The sequence below is a fragment of the Paracoccus sp. S4493 genome, assembly GCF_000967735.1.
Lineage (GTDB): Bacteria > Pseudomonadota > Alphaproteobacteria > Rhodobacterales > Rhodobacteraceae > Paracoccus > Paracoccus marcusii.
In genome coordinates this window covers 1-16,860 of record NZ_JXYF01000067.1, presented here as the reverse complement: position 1 = coordinate 16,860, position 16,860 = coordinate 1, and the positions used below count along the sequence as shown (strand labels likewise).

Here is a 16,860-nt window from a genome sequence, read left to right as displayed (position 1 = left end):
TGGCCGTGCCGGCAGGATGCCGCCACGGGCCTGGGTGGGTCCGACCTCAGTCGGCGCGGGCCAGGTCGACCTTGGCCGCCCCGTCCAGGCTGGCGGTCGCTGCGGGTTCGTCACCCATGGTGCCGCCCTGCTCGGCGACCCAAGCCGCATAGACTTCGGGGCTGACGGCCTTGACGACGATCGGCATGTAGGCGTGGTTGATGCCGCACAGCTCGCTGCACTGGCCGAAATAGGTGCCTTCCTGCTCGACGTTGAACCAGGCCTGGGCGATGCGGCCCGGAACGGCGTCCTGCTTCACAGCAAAGGCCGGGATGGTCCAGGAATGGATCACGTCGCTGGCGGTCACCTGCAGCAGCACGGTCTGGCCGACGGGCACGACCACCGTGGTATCGGTCGCCAGCAGATATTCGTCGGGGGCATAGCCGTTCTCGGCCAGCTCCTCCTCGGGCAGCATCAGCGAATCGAATGCGATGCCGTTGTCGGGATATTCATAGGACCAGTACCACTGGTGGCCGGTGGCCTTGATCACGACATCGGGATTTTCCGGCATCTCCTGGCTGCGGAACAGGATCGGTAGGGAGAAGGCGCCGATGGCCACCAGGATCAGCACCGGGACCAGGGTCCAGCCGATCTCCAGCGGGGTGTTGTGGGTGTATTTCGCGGGCACCGGGTTCGCCTTGGCGTTGAACCGGAAGATCACGAACAGCAGCAGAAGGCAGACGAAGACCGTCACGACCGTGATGATGATCAGCACGAAATGGTCCAGCCATTGCTGATCGCGCGCCAGTTCCGTGGACGCCGGCTGAAAGCCCATGCCCCTTGCGACCGGCTTGCCGATCGTGGGCAGATCGCCCAGCACGTCCTGTGCCATCGCAGTCCCGGCCAACATGCCCGCCGTCGCGAACCCTGTCGCTGCCGCGAATGCACGGCCCATCATCGCTTTTGCCATCATTCCATCCCGTTGCAGTGGCCCGGCCCCAATGACCGCAGGGGCTGCCGGGAGGCTGCCCCTTTTCCTTTCACAGTGACCGTTCTATGACCATATCTCGCCCTTACGGGCAAGACATACCTACAGCATTTCCCCGCCCGAAGGAAACGCGACCCCCTGCCGCGCCCGTCCAAGGGCCCGTCCCCGCCCGCCAACCGCCAGGAGATCCGCCATGACCCGTCCGTCCTTCGACCCGTTCTCGACCGATCTGGACCGGGACGGCGCGCTGCGGATCCTGCGCGATGCGGTGGCCGGCGCCGATGACGGAGAGCTGTTCCTGGAACGCAGCCAGCAGGAATCGCTGGTCTTCGACGATGGCCGGCTGCGCAATTCCAGCTTCATGGCCGGGCGCGGCTTCGGCCTGCGCGCGGTTCTGGGCGAGGTCACGGGCTATGCCCATTCGACCGACATCTCCGAGGCCGCGCTGCGCCGCGCGGCCGAGACCGCGCGCCTGGCCGTGGGCCGCGGCGGCGGAACGGCCGCGATGCACCCCGCGATGGAGCCGGTGAACCTCTATCCTGCGATCGACCCGGCCGAGGGCATCTCGACCGCCCGCCGCATCGCGCTGCTGCGCGAGATCGACGCCTTTGCCCGCGCGCTGGACCCGCGGGTGGTGCAGGTGACCATCTCCATGGGCAGCAGCCTGCAGGAGATCGCCATCCTGCGCCCCGAGGGCGGACTTGCCACCGACATCCGCCCCATGGCGCGCCTGAACGTCGCGGTGATCGTCGAGAACAACGACCGCCGCGAAAGCGGCAGCGCGGGCGGCGGGGGTCGTCACGGGCTGGAACAGCTGATGGCCCCCGACCATTGGCAGGGGCTGGTCCACGAGGCGCTGCGCATCGCCCTGGTCAACCTGCGGTCGATCCCCGCGCCGGCGGGGGTGATGGACGTCGTGCTGGGGCCGGGCTGGCCCGGCATCCTGCTGCACGAGGCGGTGGGCCACGGGCTGGAGGGGGATTTCAACCGCAAGAAGGCCTCGGCCTTCGCGGGCCTCATGGGGCAGCGCGTGGCCGCGCCGGGCGTGACGGTGGTCGATGACGGCACCATCGCGGGCCGCCGCGGCAGCATCAACATCGACGACGAGGGCACGCCCCCCGCCCGCAACGTGCTGATCGAGGACGGCATCCTGACGGGCTACATGCAGGACCGCCAGAACGCGCGGCTGATGGGGGTCGCCCCCACCGGCAACGGGCGGCGCGAGAGCTTTGCCCATGTGCCCATGCCGCGCATGACCAACACCTACATGCCCGGCGGCGATGCGGACCCGGCCGCGATCCTGGCCGACCTCCGGGACGGCATCTATGCCGTGGGCTTCGGCGGCGGCCAGGTCGACATCACCAACGGCAAGTTCGTCTTCAGCTGCACCGAGGCCTATCGCGTCCGGAACGGTGTCGTCGGCGACCCGATTCGGGGCGCGACGCTGATCGGCGACGGGGCGACCGCGCTGCAGCAGGTGCGCGCCATCGGAAACGACATGGCGCTGGACCCCGGCATCGGCAATTGCGGCAAGCAGGGGCAATGGGTGCCCGTCGGCGTGGGCCAGCCCACGCTGATGATCGGCGGCCTGACGGTCGGCGGCTCGGCCGCCTGAGGGCGCGCGCTAACCGATTGTTAACCACCACGGGGCTATCCTGGGGCTGTCCTGCAGAAGGTGCCCCATGACCATCGGCCTTGCCCCTGCCCGTTTCGGCCTGCCCGCCTCGGCCGTCGACGACGACCTGTCCGTGCTGCGGCTGATCCGGTCGCGCCGCGTGGGCCCCACCACGTTCCACCGCCTGATCGCCGAACATGGCAGTGCCCGCGCCGCGCTGGAGGCGCTGCCCGGGATCGCGGCCCAGTCCGGCATTGCCGACTATGCCGTCTGCCCCGAAGGCGTCGCCGCGGCCGAACTGGCCGCCGGTCGGCGGGCGGGGGCGCGGCTGGTCCGCCATGACAGCGCCGATTATCCCGACAGCCTGCGCCAGATCGACGGCGCCCCCGCGATCCTGTGGGTCCGGGGCGATCCGGCCTGGCTGTCGCGCGACGTGATGGCGGTGATCGGGGCGCGCAACGCATCGTCCCTGGGGCTGCGCATGGCGCGCGGCATGGCCGCCGGGCTGGGAGAGGCCGGGTTCACTGTGGCCGCCGGGCTGGCGCGCGGTGTCGATACCGCCGCCCATGCCGCGGCCCTGCCCACTGGGACCATCGCCGTGATGGCCGGGGGCGTCGACGTCATCTATCCGGCCGAAAATGCCGATCTGGCCGCGCAGATCGCCGAATGCGGCGTGCTGATGTCCGAACAGCCGCCCGGCACGGAACCGGCGGCGCGACATTTCCCGACCCGCAACCGCATCGTGTCAGGCCTGTCACAGGGCGTCGTGGTGATCGAGGCCGCACAACGGTCCGGCACTCTGATCACCGCCCGGAACGCGCTGGACCAGGGACGAGAGGTCATGGCCGTGCCCGGACATCCGATGGATGCACGGGCGGCGGGCTGCAACGCGCTGATCCGCGACGGGGCGACGCTGGTGCGCAGCGCCGCGGACGTGGCCGACGCGCTGGCGCAGACCCGGCCCCTGCCCGCGCCGTCGCCCGTCGTCATGGCCGCACCCGACCCCCTGCCGCCCCCGCCGCGTGACCAGGGCGGTCCGATCCAGCTGGAAAGCCGCATCCTGCAGCGCCTGTCCCCCTCTCCGACCGAGGAGAACGACCTGATCCGCGACCTGGGCGTGCCGGCGGCGACGGCCAGTGCGGTGATCCTGTCGCTGGAACTGCAGGGCCGCGTCACGCGGCTGGCCGGGGGGCGTCTGGCGCTGTCCTGACCCCCCGTCTTGCGGTCTTGTGCTGTCACCCCCCGTTGACACTGCCCCGCCCGGCACCCATCTTGCCGCCCCATTGCAGTTGTCCGAGGTCATCATGCCCGTCGTCGTCGTCGAATCCCCGGCCAAGGCCAAGACCATCGAGAAATACCTGGGTTCCGACTATCGGGTTCTGGCCAGCTTCGGCCATGTCCGCGACCTGCCGCCCAAGGACGGCAGTGTCGACACCGACCATGATTTCGACATGAAATGGGAGGTCGCGGCCGACAGCCGCAAGCACCTCAAGGCGATCAAGGACGCGCTGAAGGACGACCAGACGCTGATTCTGGCCACCGACCCCGACCGCGAGGGCGAGGCGATCAGCTGGCACCTGCTAGAGGCGCTGGCCCCGGCCTTGAAGAAGGGCAGCGCGGTCAGCCGCGTGACCTTCAACGCCATCACCAAGACCGCCGTGACCGAGGCGATGGCCAAGCCGCGCCAGATCGACCAGCCGCTGGTCGACGCCTATCTGGCGCGCCGCGCGCTGGATTATCTGGTGGGGTTCAAGCTGTCGCCGGTCCTGTGGCGCAAGTTGCCGGGCGCAAAGTCGGCGGGCCGGGTCCAGTCCGTCTGCCTGCGCCTGATCGTCGACCGCGAGATGGAGATCGAGGCCTTTAAGGCGCGCGAATACTGGTCCGTCCATGCCCGCCTGGCGACCCCAGGGGGCGACGAATACGACGCCACGCTGGTGTCGCTGGCCGGCAAGAAGCTGGACCGGTTCGACCTGGCCGCCGCCGATCAGGCCGCGATGGCGCTGAGCGCGGTGGCAAGCCGCGACCTGAGGGTCGCATCGGTCGCAGCCAAGCCCGCCAGCCGCAACCCCTGGCCGCCCTTCATGACCTCGACCCTGCAGCAGGAGGCCAGCCGCAAGATGGGCATGGGCGCCAAGGCCTGCATGTCGGCGGCGCAGCGCCTGTACGAGGCCGGGCTGATCACCTACATGCGAACCGACGGCATCGACATGGCCCCCGAGGCCGTGATGGCCGCCCGCGACGCGATCAAGGCCAAGTTCGGCGACAAGTACCTGCCGAAATCGCCGCGCATGTACAAGAACAAGGCCAAGAACGCGCAGGAGGCGCATGAGTGCATCCGGCCGACCGACATGATGCTGTCGCCGGACAAGCTGAAGATCACCGCGGACGATCAGCGCAAGCTGTACGACCTGATCTGGAAGCGGACCATCGCCAGCCAGATGGAGGCCGCCCGGATGGAGCGGACCACGGTCGAGATCGCCAGCCCCGACGACCAGGTCGGCCTGCGCGCCACCGGCCAGGTGATGCTGTTCGACGGCTTCCTGCGCGTCTATGACCAGGGTCGCGACGACGACGACGGAGAGGACAGCGCCCGCCTGCCCGCGATCACCGAGGGCGAGGCCGCGCGTCTGGTCGCCGACGCTTTCGACGACGAACTGGCCAAGGCCCGCGAGAAGGGCGGCGACACGGTCGCGGCCCCCGCGGGGCTGAAGGCCGGGCCGGGCCTCTTGGTCAGCGACAAGGCCCAGGCCGCAGCGCGACAGCATTTCACCCAGCCCCCGCCGCGCTATACCGAGGCCACGCTGGTCAAGCGGATGGAGGAGCTGGGCATCGGACGCCCGTCGACCTATGCAAGCATCGTCACCACGATCCAGGACCGCGAATATGTCCGCAAGGACAAGAACCGCCTGATCGCCGAGGACAAGGGCCGGTTGGTCACGATCTTCCTGCTGAAGTATTTCCCGCGTTACGTCAGCTATGACTTCACCGCCGATCTGGAGAACGAGCTGGACGAGATCAGCGCTGGCGACCGCCTGTGGCGCGAGGTTCTGAGCCGCTTCTGGAAAGACTTCTCCAAAGCACTGGAGGGCACGTCCGAGCTGCGCATCACCGAGGTGCTGGAGGCGATCGACGACGCGTTGGCCCCGCATCTCTATCCGCCGCGGGCGGATGGGGGCGATCCGCGCGAATGCCCGCTGTGCGGTCAGGGCCGCCTGAACCTCAAGACCGCGCGGTCGGGTGGGGCCTTCATCGGCTGCACCAACTATCCGGAATGCCGCTATACCCGCCCCCTGTCCGCCCCGGACGGAGAGGCGCCCATCGGCGACCGCGTGCTTGGAGAGGATGCGGGCGATCAGATCAGCCTCAAGACCGGGCGTTTCGGTCCCTATGTCCAGCGCGGCGAGGCGACCGAGGAGGCCCCCAAGCCCCCCCGCGCGTCGATCCCGAAGGGATGGGAGGTCGCGACCCTGGACCTGGACCAAGCCGTGCAGCTGCTGGCCCTGCCCCGCCCCGTCGGTCCCCACCCCGAGGACGGGGTGCTGATCGAGGCCGGGATCGGCCGCTTTGGCCCCTATGTGAAGCACGGGTCGAAATACGCCAACATCGCCGATGTCGACGAGGTCTTCACCATCGGCATGAACCGCGCGGTCGAGGTGTTGGCCGCCAAGCAGACCCGCGGCCGCGCCGCAGCGGCCGCACCGCTGCGCGAGCTGGGAGAGCATCCGGACGGTGGTCCGATCCAGATCCTGGGCGGCAAGTACGGCCCCTATGTCAAATGGGCCAAGGTCAATGCGACCCTGCCCCGCGACGTCACCCCCGAGGATCTGACCGTCGAACAGGCGCTGGAGCTGATCGCGGCCAAGGCTGCGAAATCGCCGTCCAAGGCCAAGAAACCGGCCGCCAAGAAGGCCGCGCCCAAGGCAGCCGCCAAGAAGCCCGCCGCCAAGAAACCGGCGGCAAAGAAGCCCGCGGCCAAGAAGCCTGCCGCGAAAAAGGCCGCGGCCAAGCCCGAGGCCGAGTAGGACCGGGTGGCGGCGCTAACACGCCGCCCCCGCGATTGACACTTGCGCCAGCGCACGCAACAACTTGGGCCGATAACGGGATCAAGGACGGGAGGACCGATGAAAAAGGTCTATGCCACTGCGGGCGAGGCTCTGGACGGGCTTTTGCATGACGGGATGTTCATCGCGGCAGGGGGGTTCGGCCTGTGCGGCATCCCCGAGCTGCTGATCGACGCCCTGGTCGAATCCAAGGTCAAGGATCTGACCATCGCCAGCAACAATTGCGGCGTGGACGGGTTCGGCCTGGGCAAGCTGCTGGACACGCGTCAGATCAGGAAGATGATCAGCAGCTATGTCGGCGAGAACGCCGAATTCATGCGCCAGTACCTGTCCGGAGAGCTTGAGCTGGAGTTCAACCCGCAGGGCACCCTGGCCGAACGCATGCGTGCGGGCGGCGCCGGCATCCCGGGCTTCTATACCAAGACCGGCGTCGGCACCGTCATCGCCGAGGGCAAGGAGGTCAAGAATTTCGACGGCCAGGATTACATCCTGGAACGCGGGATCGTGGCCGAATTGTCCATCGTCAAGGCCTGGAAAGCCGACGACACCGGCAATCTGGTGTTCCGCAAGACCGCGCGCAACTTCAACCCGCCCGCCGCGATGTGCGGCCGCGTCTGCGTCGCCGAGGTCGAGGAGATCGTCCCGCGCGGCAGCCTGGACCCCGACCTGATCCACCTGCCCGGCATCTATGTCCACCGGATCATCCAGGGGTCGCACGAAAAGCGCATCGAACAGCGCACCACCCGGAAGAAGGAGGCCGTGTGATGACCGAGGCAGCAAAAGGCTGGGACCGCAACCAGATGGCCGCCCGCGCGGCCGAGGAGCTGGAAGACGGCTGGTACGTCAATCTGGGGATCGGCATCCCGACCCTGGTCGCGAACTATGTCGGCGACAAGGACATCACGCTCCAGTCCGAGAACGGCATGCTGGGCATGGGCCCCTTCCCGTTAGAGGGCGACGAGGATCCCGACCTGATCAACGCCGGCAAGCAGACCATCACCGAACTGTCCCGCACCAGCTATTTCGACAGCGCCACCAGCTTTGGCATGATCCGCGGCGGCAAGATCGCCGCGGCGATCCTGGGCGCGATGGAGGTCTCGGAGGAGGGCGATCTGGCCAACTGGATGATCCCCGGCAAGCTGGTCAAGGGCATGGGCGGCGCGATGGACCTGGTCGCGGGCGTGGGCCGCGTGATCGTGGTCATGGACCACACCAACAAGGCGGGCGAGTCCAAGGTGCTAAAATCCTGCACCCTGCCGCTGACCGGCAAGGCTGTGGTCGACCGGATCATCACCAACATGGGCGTTCTGGACGTGGTGCCCGGCGGGCTGCGCATCGTCCAGCTGGCCGACGGCATCACCGAGGACGAGATCCGCGCCGCGACTCAGGCCACGCTGGTCTGACCTATTCGCACCGACCACCGACCGGGGGGCATTCGCCCCCCGTTCTCATGCCCAGGAAAGACGCCATGGACCCCGCCGCGATAGAGACCCTGTTCACCCGCCCCGACGGCAGCTTCCTGTGCGCGCGGTGGGGCCGCCCGGTGGCGCCCGTGGTGTTCGGCCTGGCCGATGACAGCCTGGACATCTTTCGCGCCGCGATCCGTGCGGGCTTTGCACATGCGCGCCACCCGGTGGTCGACACCGACCCCGAAACCGGCGCGAACCTGATGCTGTTCTTCGTGCGGGACTGGTCCGAACTGGCCGGGGTGCCCGATCTGGACCGGCTGACGGGTCTTCCCGGCCTGCCGGACCGTCTGGCGGGCCAGGGCGCCGACCAGTACCGGCTGTTCCGCTTTGACGAGGCGGGCGGCATCCGCGCCTGCCTGACCTTCGTCAGGATGGGGGGCGCGCTGGCCGACGCGCATCCAGCGGCCCTTGCGGAACGCATCACGATGCAATCCGCGCTGACCTTTTCTACCGAGGTGACGCCATCCGCCGCGCTGGCGGCGCTGATCCGCGCCGCCTATGACCCGGTGCTGCCGGTGGCCGCGACACAGCCGGCCCATGCGCTTCGGCTGTCGGCGCGGATGGCCGCCTAGGGGGTCAGCCCCTCGGGGTCGGGCAGGCCGTGGCTGCGCGCGGTCGCGGTCAGCGTGTTGGCCAGCAGGCAGGCGATGGTCATCGGCCCCACGCCCCCGGGAACCGGGGTGATCGCACCGGCCACCTGCACTGCCGCGGCAAAGTCGACATCGCCCACCAGTCCGTCATCGGTCCGGTTGATGCCCACGTCGATGACGGTGGCGCCCGGCTTGATCCAGTCGCCCTGCACGAAATGCGGCCGCCCGACGGCGGCCACCAGGATGTCGGCCTGACGGCACAGCGCGGCCAGATCGGTCGTGCGCGAATGCGCCACCGTCACGGTCGCGCTGTCGCGCAGCAGCAGCTGCGCCATGGGCTTGCCCACGATATTGCTGCGCCCGATGACCACCGCATTTCGGCCGGCCAGCGACCCCAGATGGTCGCGCAGCAGCATCAGGCAGCCAAGCGGCGTGCAGGGCACCATCGCCTTCTGCCCGGTGGCCAGGCGCCCGACGTTCAGGATGTGGAACCCGTCCACGTCCTTTTCGGGCAGGATGGCGTTGATGACCGCCGCCTCGTCCATGCCCTTGGGCAGGGGCAGCTGGACCAGGATGCCGTTCACGGCCGGATCGGCGTTCAGCTTGGCGATCAGCGCCATCAGCGTGTCCTGATCCGTCGATGCCGGCAGCCGGTGTTCGAACGAGGTCATGCCGACCTCTCGCGTCATGCGCCCCTTGGACCGGACATAAACCTGGCTGGCCGGATCCTCGCCCACCAGGACGACGGCCAGGCCGGGCACGATGCCCTGCCCTGCAAGATCGGCGACCTGCGTGGCGATCCGGGCGCGCAGGCGGGCGGCAAAGGCCTTGCCGTCAAGGGTCTGGGCGGTCATGGGCGGTCCTTGTTCAGCTGGCGTTCTTCCTGGGCGATGGCGGCCTCGATCAGCTGCCGCCACAGGCGGTCGTACAGCTGGGGGTCCAGACCGTGACCCTCGGCGTGGCGGCGGACATTCGCCACGACCTCCTCGACGCGGGCGTCGATGCGCGCGGGCATGCCGTTGCCTGCCTTGATCTGCGCGGCGCGGTCGATCAGCGCATGGCGTCGCGCCAGCAACGCCATCAGCTGTTCGTCCAGCTGGTCGATCTGGGCCCGCAGCGCGGGCATGTCGGGAATGTCACAGGTCCGGGTCATGTTGTCCGTCCCATGCACCGTCGCGCGCAAAATCGCAAGGCCCAGCCTAGCCCTGCGGGCTCTGCTGCAGCTGATGTCGCAGGCGGCGCAGCTGTTCGCGCAGTGCCTGGGCGGTCCGGTCATCCAGGCCGGTATTGCCGGTCACGCAGGCGATGACGCGTTCGGACTGACTTTGCAGGTCGGCGCCCTGCGGGGACAGCGACACGATCACCCGGCGTTCGTCGCGCGAATCACGCTGTCGGGTGACCAGGTTCGCCGCCTCCAGCCGCTTGATCAGCGGGGTCAGGGTGCTGCTGTCCAGCCCAAGGCTGTCGCCGATGCCGCCGACGGACTGATGATCGTTGGCCCACAACGCCATCATCACCAGAAACTGCGGATAGGTCAGCCCAAGCGGGTCCAGCAACGGCTTGTAGATCCGCCCAAAGGCAAGATTGACGGCATAAACGTCAAAGCACAGCATCTGTTCGAAAGGCGACAGGCTGGACAAGGCGGGATCATCGCTCATGAACATGGTGTAATTGCACAAAGGGCAGTCCGCAACTGTTGCAATTTCGAAGGGTTAATTTATATAGTGCGCTATCTATTATCGAAGAAAGGAAATGCCATGCCGGAAAAGATCCTCTATCGGACCGCCGCGACGGCCACCGGGGGCGGCCGTGACGGCAAAACCGCCTTAAATGACGGCACTTCGGCCATCGACCTGGTCGTTCCGAAGGAATTGGGCGGTCCCGGCGGCGACGGGCTGAACCCGGAAAAGCTGTTCGCGCTCGGCTACGCCGCCTGCTTCATGGGCGCGATGCGCCATTACGCTGCGTCGCAAAAGGTCAAGGTGCCGGATGATGCGGCGGTCAATGTCAGCGTCGGCATCGGCACCCGCAGCGATCCGGGCTTCGGGCTGGACGTCCAGATCGCCGTGTCCCTGCCCGGCCTGGACCCCGCCGTGGCGCAGGACCTGATCGAGGGCGGTCACAAGGTCTGTCCCTATTCGCATGCCACGGCCGGCACGCTGACCATCACGCCGACCCTGGTGTGATCCAAGAAGAAACCCCGGTCCATCGGACCGGGGTTTTGTCGTCTCAGGCAGGGGCGGGGTCGCCACCCGGCGCGGGCTTTGTTCGCGGGATGGCCGTGACCGAGGGGATCACGCTGGCCGGGGTGTCGTCGTCATCCCCGCCAATCGCATCACCGCGCAGGATGCGGGCGATCTCCTCTCCGGTCAGGGTCTCGTATTCCAGCAGGCCCTTGGCCATGCGCTCGAACTCGACCTCCTTCTCCAGCAGGATGCGGCGGGCTTCCTGATAGCCCTCCTCGATCAGGTCGCGGACCTCCTGCTCGATCAGTTCCTTGGTCGAGGCCGACACCGAGAAGCCGCCGGTACTGCCGTTATAGCCCTCATGCGCCTCGGCATAGTCGACTGCGCCGACCTTGTCGGACATGCCCCACCGCATCACCATCGCCCGGGCCAGTGCGCTGGCCTGCTGGATGTCTCCGGCGGGGCCGTTCGAGACGCCCTCCTCGCCGTACTTGATGATCTCGGCGGCCTTGCCGGCCATGGTCATGGCGATCTTCTGCTTGGCCTCGTCCTTGTGGAAGTTCAGGCGGTCCATCTCGGGCAGGCTGACGACCATGCCCAAGGCGCCGCCGCGCGGGATGATCGTGGCCTTGTAGACCGGATCGCATTTCGGCAGCGACAGGCCTACGACGGCGTGGCCGGCTTCGTGATAGGCGGTCTTTTCCTTCTGCTCGGGCGTCAGGACCAGGCTGCGACGCTCGACACCCAGCATCACCTTGTCCTTGGCATTCTCAAAATCAGCCATGCTGACAAAACGGCGTCCGATCCGGGCTGCACCAAGGGCAGCCTCGTTCACCAGGTTCATCAGGTCCGCGCCCGAAAAGCCGGGCGTACCGCGCGCGATCAGGCGCAGGTCGACATCCGGTCCGACCGGGACCTTGCGCGCATGAACCGACAGGATCCGCTCGCGGCCCTTGATGTCCGGGTTCGGCACGTGGATCGTGCGGTCGAACCGGCCCGGACGCAGCAGTGCGGGGTCCAGCACGTCCTTGCGGTTGGTCGCGGCGATGATGATGATGCCTTCGTTTGCCTCGAAGCCGTCCATTTCGACCAGCAGCTGGTTCAGTGTCTGTTCGCGCTCATCGTTGCCGCCGCCGATGCCCACGCCACGGGCGCGACCCACGGCGTCGATCTCGTCGATGAACAGGATGCAGGGGGCCGATTTCTTGGCCTGCTCGAACATGTCGCGCACGCGGCTGGCACCGACGCCCACGAACATCTCGACGAAGTCCGACCCCGAGATGGTGAAGAACGGCACGCCCGCCTCGCCCGCGATGGCCCGCGCCAGCAGCGTCTTACCAGTGCCCGGAGGGCCCACCAGCAGCGCGCCCTTGGGGATCTTGCCGCCAAGGCGGCTGAATTTCTGCGGGTTGCGCAGGAACTCGACGATCTCCTCAAGCTCCTCCTTGGCTTCGTCGATGCCCGCGACGTCGTCAAAGGTCACGCGACCGTGCTTTTCGGTCAGCAGCTTGGCCTTGGACTTGCCAAAGCCCATCGCGCCGCCCTTGCCGCCGCCTTGCATGCGATTCATGAAGAAGATCCACACCCCGATCAGCAGAATGAACGGCAGCCAGACGCCCAGCATCGACATGAAGCCGCTGCTTTGCTGCTTGACCACGCGCACGTCCACGCCCTGCTGGATCAGCCGGTCGCTGATATCCTCGCCCATCGGGCGCACGGTCGCGTACTGTTCGCCGTTGGTACCGGTGATGGCCACGTCCTCTCCGTCGATCGTGACGGCGCTGACCTGGTCGTTCTGCACCCGTTCGATGAAGTCGGAATAGCTGATCTGGCGGCTGTTCATGGTGCCCGACCCGTCGCTGAACAGATTGAACAGCGCGAGGATCATCAGGAACAGAACCACCCAGAAGGCGAAGTTGCGAGCATTGCCCAATACGGGTCCTCCGACGGAATGCGGTTTGACTTGAAAATAGGGATTATCGCGACAGGTTCAATGCGCCTTCACCAACCTGCGGAAATCTGCCGCGCCCCGGACCGGAATCAGGGTGATTCCGGGGTGGTCGCGCAGCAGCGGCGCGGCGATCAGCCGTCCGTCCTGCCAGATGCCGGGGCTGGCCGCAGCCTCGTCACGCAGCAGGCCCGAATCGCGCCACGGCAGGCGGGCCAGCGGCTCGGTCCCCAAGGCCGCGATCGTCTGGCCGGGGGCAAGACCGCGCACCCGCCACCGACGGTCCCAGACCTGGTCGGGCGTTGGGCCGGTGCGCAGCGCGGCCGCGGCCTCACGCGTGACCCGCAGCCCCCCGCCCGTCGGAGAGATCATCGCCCCGTCCAGCGTCACCCGCCCCTGCGCCAGCATCGCCTCCAGCGCGTGGACCAGCGTCGCGCGGCGCGGCGGATAGTCGGCGCCCGTTACCCACCGGCATGCGGCGACCAGAATGCGGCGCCGGATCTCTGGCGGCGCGTCGCGCAGGGGGCCGCGCGACAGGATCAGGCTGCCGCGATCGACCTTGGCATCGGCGCTCAGCAGGGCCGCGTAATCGGCCAGCGCGTCGCGCGCTTCGGCAATATGGGCGGCGGATCGGGCTAGGCCCGACACCTCCAGCCCCAGGGCCGCGATGGCCTGACGTGCCCGGATGCGGTCATAGTCGGCATTGTCGTTCGTCGGATCGTCGATCCAAGTGATGTCTCGCGCCGTCAGCCAGTCGCGCAGCTCCGCCCGCCCGGTGCCCAGCATCGGCCGCAGCCAGCGCATGTCGAACGCGTCGCGCCATTCCGCCATCGCCGACAGCCCATCCACGCCGGACCCGCGCGCCAGGCGCATCAGCAGGGTCTCGGCCAGATCGTCGGCCGTGTGGCCAAGCGCCACCGCCGGCAGGTCGTTGCGCCGCGCCCAGCCCGACAGCAGCCGCAGCCGCGCATCGCGGGCCTGCGCCATCAGGTTGCCGACCTGCGTGTCGCGCCGCCACAGCAGCACCGCATGCGACAGGCCCAGGGCACGCGCGGCGCGGGCGACCTCCTCGGCCTCGGCCGCGCTGCCCTCGCGCAGGCCGTGATCGACGGTGGCGACCATGACGCGCCGCCCCTGCGCCCATTCGGCGGCCACATGCATCAGGGCTATGGAATCACCGCCCCCCGACACCGCCAGTCCAAGCGCCGGCAGGTCCCCCGCCAGCCGGTCCAGGACGGACCTGATGCGGGCGCCGGGGTCGCGGATCACGGATATTCGGCCAGATCGGCCGCCGCTTCGGGGTCCATAGACGGATCGAGCAGCGGGTCCAGAACGCCCAGATCGCTGACGCCGCAGCCAAGGCGGGTCACGTGGCCCTCGGCCTCGACGGCCTGCGGGCTGCCGGGAAATCGGGCGGGAATCTCTGCCAGGTACAGGCAGGCGGCGGTCGCGTCACCCTGCGCCTCGATCACGCGAGCGATGCCCAGCAGGCTCTCGCCCGCCCGTGCGCCGTCCGGATCGGCGGCGAACCCCTCCAGCCAAGCGGCTGCAGCATCGCGCGGCTGGCCGGCCAGATCCAGCGCCTGACCGCGCAGGAACAGCGCCTCGGCGGTCAGGGGACCGCCGGCATGGGTTTCCGCGACATCGGCGAACATCTGCGCCGCGCGGGCGTGATCGCCGGCGTCCATCGCGGCGCGAGCCGCGTCGAAATCGGTCTGCTCGGCCGCGGTGGAGGCCGGCTGCCCCGCCCCGCCATCCGCCGGGGCCGAGGGCGCCAGCTGCGGGCTGAGCCCCGCCTGCGCCTGCGGCACGGTCAGCGCCGACAGATCGCAGCCGGGTTCGGCCTCGCACAGGCGGAATTCCAGGTCGGACAGGCGCCGTTCGCTGTCGCCCGCGATGCGGTTGATGCGATTTTGCAGCTGTTCGGCCTGGTTCGTCAGGCGCATCAGCTGCGCCTCCATCGCGTTCATGCGGTCGATGGCGCTGGCCCCGCCCGCCGCCTGGAACCCGGCGGCGCCCGACGCGACCAGTTCGCCCCGCAATCCCTGCAGCTGACTGCGCAGCTGCGTGACCTGCTGACGCATGTCGGCCAGCGTCGCGGCGTCGGGGGCGGCCTGAACAGGCGCCCCAAGCGTCAGGGCCAGGATCAGCGCGGGGATCAGCCGCATCACATGCCTGCCCCGACAACGCCCCCGGCAGGGGCGGCGCTTGCCACGGGGGCCATCGCCACGGCGGGGGGTGCGGCTTCGGTCACGACGGTGACGGCACGGCGGTTCTGGGCATAGCAGCCCTCGTCCGAACAGGTCGCTGCGGGACGCTCCTTGCCGAAGGACAGCGTACGGATGCGGCCCGGGGCCACGCCCTGCGCGACCAGGTATTCCTGCACCGCACTGGCCCGCCGTGCGCCAAGCGCAAGGTTGTATTCGCGGGTGCCCGTCTCCTCGGCATGGCCCTGGACCACGGCGGTAAAGGCGGTGTGGCGCGTCAGCCAGGCGGCCTGCGCCGCCAGGATGGTCCGCGCCTCGGGGGTCAGGGTCGTCTGGTCGGCGGGAAACAGGACCGTGTCGCCGACCGTGCCGCGGAAATACTGGGCCGTCGCCTCGGCGCCCAGGACGCCGCCGGCCAGATCGCCCTGGAACACCGCGCCCCCGCCCGTGCTGGCATAGGGGTCGACCACGGGCGGCGCCACCGTCGGCGCGGGCTGGGCACAGGCCGCCAGCCCCAGAAGGGCGGCCAGCAGGACAGGCTTGGTCGCGGCGTTCATCATCTCATCCTCATGGCAACAGGGGACCCCAGGACGGGTCCGAGGCGGCAAAGTCAAGATTCATCGGTCGCATGTTGCGCCCGGTGATGTCCACCGAATGCAGACGCGGCTGGCCGTTTCCGCCGGGGGTGGCGCGCGTGAACATCACCACCCGACCGTTCGGGGCCCAGGTCGGGCCCTCGTCCAGGAAGCTTTCGGTCAGCATGCGTTCGGACGATCCGTCGGTGCGCATGGTGCCGATGTGAAAGCGTTCGCCGATCTGCTTGGTGAACGCGATCAGGTCCCCCTTGGGCGACCAAGTGGGCGTGCCGTAACGCCCGTCCCCAAAGCTGATGCGCGACGGCTCGGCCCCGTCCAGCCCCATGATGTACAGCTGCGGCGCGCCGGACCGGTCGCTTTCGAACACGATGCGCTGCCCGTCCGGGCTGAACCCCGGAGAGGTGTCGATGGCCGGCGAATTGGTCAGCGCGCGTTGGGCGCCGGTGGCCACGTCCATCAGCCAGATGTCGGTATTGCCGCCCTGTTCGCGCGAATACGCGACCCACCGCCCGTCCGGGCTGAAGGTCGGCGCAAACGCCATCGTGCTGGCATCGCGGGTCAGCGGCCGGGCGCTGACGGTGGCCACGTCCATCAGCTGGATCTGGGGAAAGCCGCTGTCATAGCTGGTGAACAGCAGCCGCCGCCCGTCGGGCGAGAATTTCGGCGCCAGCACCAGAGACGAGCTGTCGGTCATCCACAGGATGTTCGCGCCGTCGTAATCCATCACGCCGATCCGCTTGATCCGTGCGCTTTTGGGGCCGGTTTCCTGGACGAAGGCCACGCGGCTGTCGAAATAGGGCTTTTCGCCGGTCAGCCGGGAATAGATCTGGTCGGCGATCTTGTGGGCCGCGCGGCGCCAGTCGGCGGCACGGGCGTCGAACTGCATCCCGTCGCCCTGCGGCTGGCCCGACACGACGTCGAACAGCCGAAAGCCCACGCTGATGTTGTCGCCCATCTGCCGCACCTCGGCCGAGACCAGCGCCTGCGCGTTCACCGCCCGCCAGTCGTCATAGCTGACGGCCTCGGTAAAGCTGGCGGGGCGGGCGACATGCGTCTCGACGGGGATCTCGCTGAACAGGCCGGTGCCGGTCAGGTCGTCCGCCACGACCTGACGGATGCGGGCCGCGATCTCGGCATCGCCATGAAAGGCCGGGATGGCGATCGACATCGGCTCTATCACGCCGTCGGTGATCTCGATGCGCAGGGGGGTGTCCTGCGCCA

At 68.6% G+C, this 16,860-nt stretch carries 16 protein-coding genes; 7 read left to right on the top strand and 9 right to left on the bottom strand.

Features of this window, described 5'->3' with window-relative positions; genetic code table 11:
- Window positions 1-46: 46 nt before the first annotated feature.
- The gene (gene coxB / locus TW83_RS11175) at window positions 47-952 is read right to left on the bottom strand and encodes a cytochrome c oxidase subunit II (RefSeq protein ID WP_084697408.1); all 906 of its coding nucleotides are present in this window, start codon (window positions 950-952) and stop codon (window positions 47-49) included.
- A gap of 208 nt (window positions 953-1,160) precedes the next feature.
- On the opposite strand from coxB, the gene tldD reads away from it, so the two are divergent.
- From tldD to TW83_RS11145, 6 genes are all read left to right on the top strand, one after another.
- Entirely contained in the window at window positions 1,161-2,582 is a 1,422-nt protein-coding gene (gene tldD, locus TW83_RS11170; RefSeq protein WP_045982851.1) for a metalloprotease TldD, read from the top strand.
- A gap of 67 nt (window positions 2,583-2,649) precedes the next feature.
- Complete coding sequence (dprA, locus tag TW83_RS11165; RefSeq protein ID WP_045982850.1) at window positions 2,650-3,792, top strand: DNA-processing protein DprA; 1,143 nt, start codon at window positions 2,650-2,652, stop codon at window positions 3,790-3,792.
- 94 nt (window positions 3,793-3,886) lie between these two features.
- The gene (topA, locus tag TW83_RS11160) at window positions 3,887-6,604 is read left to right on the top strand and encodes a type I DNA topoisomerase (RefSeq protein WP_045982897.1); all 2,718 of its coding nucleotides are present in this window, start codon (window positions 3,887-3,889) and stop codon (window positions 6,602-6,604) included.
- A 99-nt stretch (window positions 6,605-6,703) separates the two neighbouring features.
- Window positions 6,704-7,408, top strand: coding sequence for a CoA transferase subunit A (locus TW83_RS11155; RefSeq protein ID WP_045982849.1), 705 nt, complete (start codon window positions 6,704-6,706; stop codon window positions 7,406-7,408).
- Window positions 7,408-8,046, top strand: coding sequence for a 3-oxoacid CoA-transferase subunit B (locus TW83_RS11150; protein WP_045982848.1), 639 nt, complete (start codon window positions 7,408-7,410; stop codon window positions 8,044-8,046). The genes TW83_RS11155 and TW83_RS11150 overlap by 1 nt, the downstream gene beginning before the upstream one ends.
- Window positions 8,047-8,111: 65 nt before the next feature.
- A complete protein-coding gene (locus TW83_RS11145) occupies window positions 8,112-8,684 on the top strand; it encodes a hypothetical protein (RefSeq protein WP_045982847.1) in 573 nt (190 codons plus the stop codon).
- On the opposite strand, the gene folD is transcribed toward TW83_RS11145, so the two are convergent.
- The 3 genes from folD to TW83_RS11130 are packed head-to-tail and all read right to left on the bottom strand — an operon-like array spanning window position 8,681 to window position 10,360.
- Window positions 8,681-9,556: a bifunctional methylenetetrahydrofolate dehydrogenase/methenyltetrahydrofolate cyclohydrolase FolD gene (gene folD / locus TW83_RS11140; RefSeq protein ID WP_045982846.1), complete on the bottom strand. Its 876-nt coding sequence runs from the start codon at window positions 9,554-9,556 to the stop codon at window positions 8,681-8,683. The genes TW83_RS11145 and folD overlap by 4 nt on opposite strands.
- Window positions 9,553-9,855, bottom strand: a complete 303-nt coding sequence (locus tag TW83_RS11135) for a chorismate mutase (RefSeq protein ID WP_045982896.1) — start codon at window positions 9,853-9,855, stop codon at window positions 9,553-9,555. The genes folD and TW83_RS11135 overlap by 4 nt, the downstream gene beginning before the upstream one ends.
- A 46-nt stretch (window positions 9,856-9,901) precedes the next feature.
- Window positions 9,902-10,360 carry a MarR family winged helix-turn-helix transcriptional regulator gene (locus tag TW83_RS11130; RefSeq protein ID WP_164871452.1) on the bottom strand — a complete coding sequence of 153 codons (459 nt, stop codon included), beginning with the start codon at window positions 10,358-10,360 and terminating at the stop codon, window positions 9,902-9,904.
- A gap of 99 nt (window positions 10,361-10,459) precedes the next feature.
- Between TW83_RS11130 and TW83_RS11125 the strand changes: the two genes are divergently transcribed.
- Complete coding sequence (locus TW83_RS11125) at window positions 10,460-10,888, top strand: organic hydroperoxide resistance protein (RefSeq protein WP_045982845.1); 429 nt, start codon at window positions 10,460-10,462, stop codon at window positions 10,886-10,888.
- 43 nt (window positions 10,889-10,931) lie between these two features.
- Here the strand turns inward: TW83_RS11125 and ftsH are convergent, their stop codons facing one another.
- The 5 genes from ftsH to tolB all read right to left on the bottom strand — a co-directional run.
- The gene (gene ftsH, locus TW83_RS11120) at window positions 10,932-12,821 is read right to left on the bottom strand and encodes an ATP-dependent zinc metalloprotease FtsH (RefSeq protein WP_045982844.1); all 1,890 of its coding nucleotides are present in this window, start codon (window positions 12,819-12,821) and stop codon (window positions 10,932-10,934) included.
- Window positions 12,822-12,878: 57 nt separating this feature from the next.
- Complete coding sequence (gene tilS, locus TW83_RS11115) at window positions 12,879-14,105, bottom strand: tRNA lysidine(34) synthetase TilS (protein WP_052714845.1); 1,227 nt, start codon at window positions 14,103-14,105, stop codon at window positions 12,879-12,881.
- Complete coding sequence (locus tag TW83_RS11110) at window positions 14,102-15,004, bottom strand: tetratricopeptide repeat protein (protein ID WP_045982843.1); 903 nt, start codon at window positions 15,002-15,004, stop codon at window positions 14,102-14,104. The genes tilS and TW83_RS11110 overlap by 4 nt, the downstream gene beginning before the upstream one ends.
- Window positions 15,004-15,600 (bottom strand): peptidoglycan-associated lipoprotein Pal, encoded by a 597-nt coding sequence (gene pal, locus TW83_RS11105; RefSeq protein WP_084697413.1) that lies wholly within the window; start codon window positions 15,598-15,600, stop codon window positions 15,004-15,006. The genes TW83_RS11110 and pal overlap by 1 nt, the downstream gene beginning before the upstream one ends.
- Window positions 15,601-15,610: 10 nt before the next feature.
- Window positions 15,611-16,860: Tol-Pal system beta propeller repeat protein TolB (gene tolB, locus TW83_RS11100; RefSeq protein ID WP_045982842.1), on the bottom strand; the 1,250-nt coding region annotated here is incomplete at its 5' end.

Bases quoted from the DNA above. Each gene is read 5' to 3' on its own strand.
- coxB (WP_084697408.1), bottom strand. From the start codon at position 952: ATGATGGCAAAAGCGATGATGGGCCGTGCATTCGCGGCAGCGACAGGG.
- tldD (WP_045982851.1), top strand. From the start codon at position 1,161: ATGACCCGTCCGTCCTTCGACCCGTTCTCGACCGATCTGGACCGGGAC.
- dprA (WP_045982850.1), top strand. From the start codon at position 2,650: ATGACCATCGGCCTTGCCCCTGCCCGTTTCGGCCTGCCCGCCTCGGCC.
- topA (WP_045982897.1), top strand. From the start codon at position 3,887: ATGCCCGTCGTCGTCGTCGAATCCCCGGCCAAGGCCAAGACCATCGAG.
- TW83_RS11155 (WP_045982849.1), top strand. From the start codon at position 6,704: ATGAAAAAGGTCTATGCCACTGCGGGCGAGGCTCTGGACGGGCTTTTG.
- TW83_RS11150 (WP_045982848.1), top strand. From the start codon at position 7,408: ATGACCGAGGCAGCAAAAGGCTGGGACCGCAACCAGATGGCCGCCCGC.
- TW83_RS11145 (WP_045982847.1), top strand. From the start codon at position 8,112: ATGGACCCCGCCGCGATAGAGACCCTGTTCACCCGCCCCGACGGCAGC.
- folD (WP_045982846.1), bottom strand. From the start codon at position 9,556: ATGACCGCCCAGACCCTTGACGGCAAGGCCTTTGCCGCCCGCCTGCGC.
- TW83_RS11135 (WP_045982896.1), bottom strand. From the start codon at position 9,855: ATGACCCGGACCTGTGACATTCCCGACATGCCCGCGCTGCGGGCCCAG.
- TW83_RS11130 (WP_164871452.1), bottom strand. From the start codon at position 10,360: ATGAGCGATGATCCCGCCTTGTCCAGCCTGTCGCCTTTCGAACAGATG.
- TW83_RS11125 (WP_045982845.1), top strand. From the start codon at position 10,460: ATGCCGGAAAAGATCCTCTATCGGACCGCCGCGACGGCCACCGGGGGC.
- TW83_RS11110 (WP_045982843.1), bottom strand. From the start codon at position 15,004: ATGCGGCTGATCCCCGCGCTGATCCTGGCCCTGACGCTTGGGGCGCCT.
- pal (WP_084697413.1), bottom strand. From the start codon at position 15,600: ATGAACGCCGCGACCAAGCCTGTCCTGCTGGCCGCCCTTCTGGGGCTG.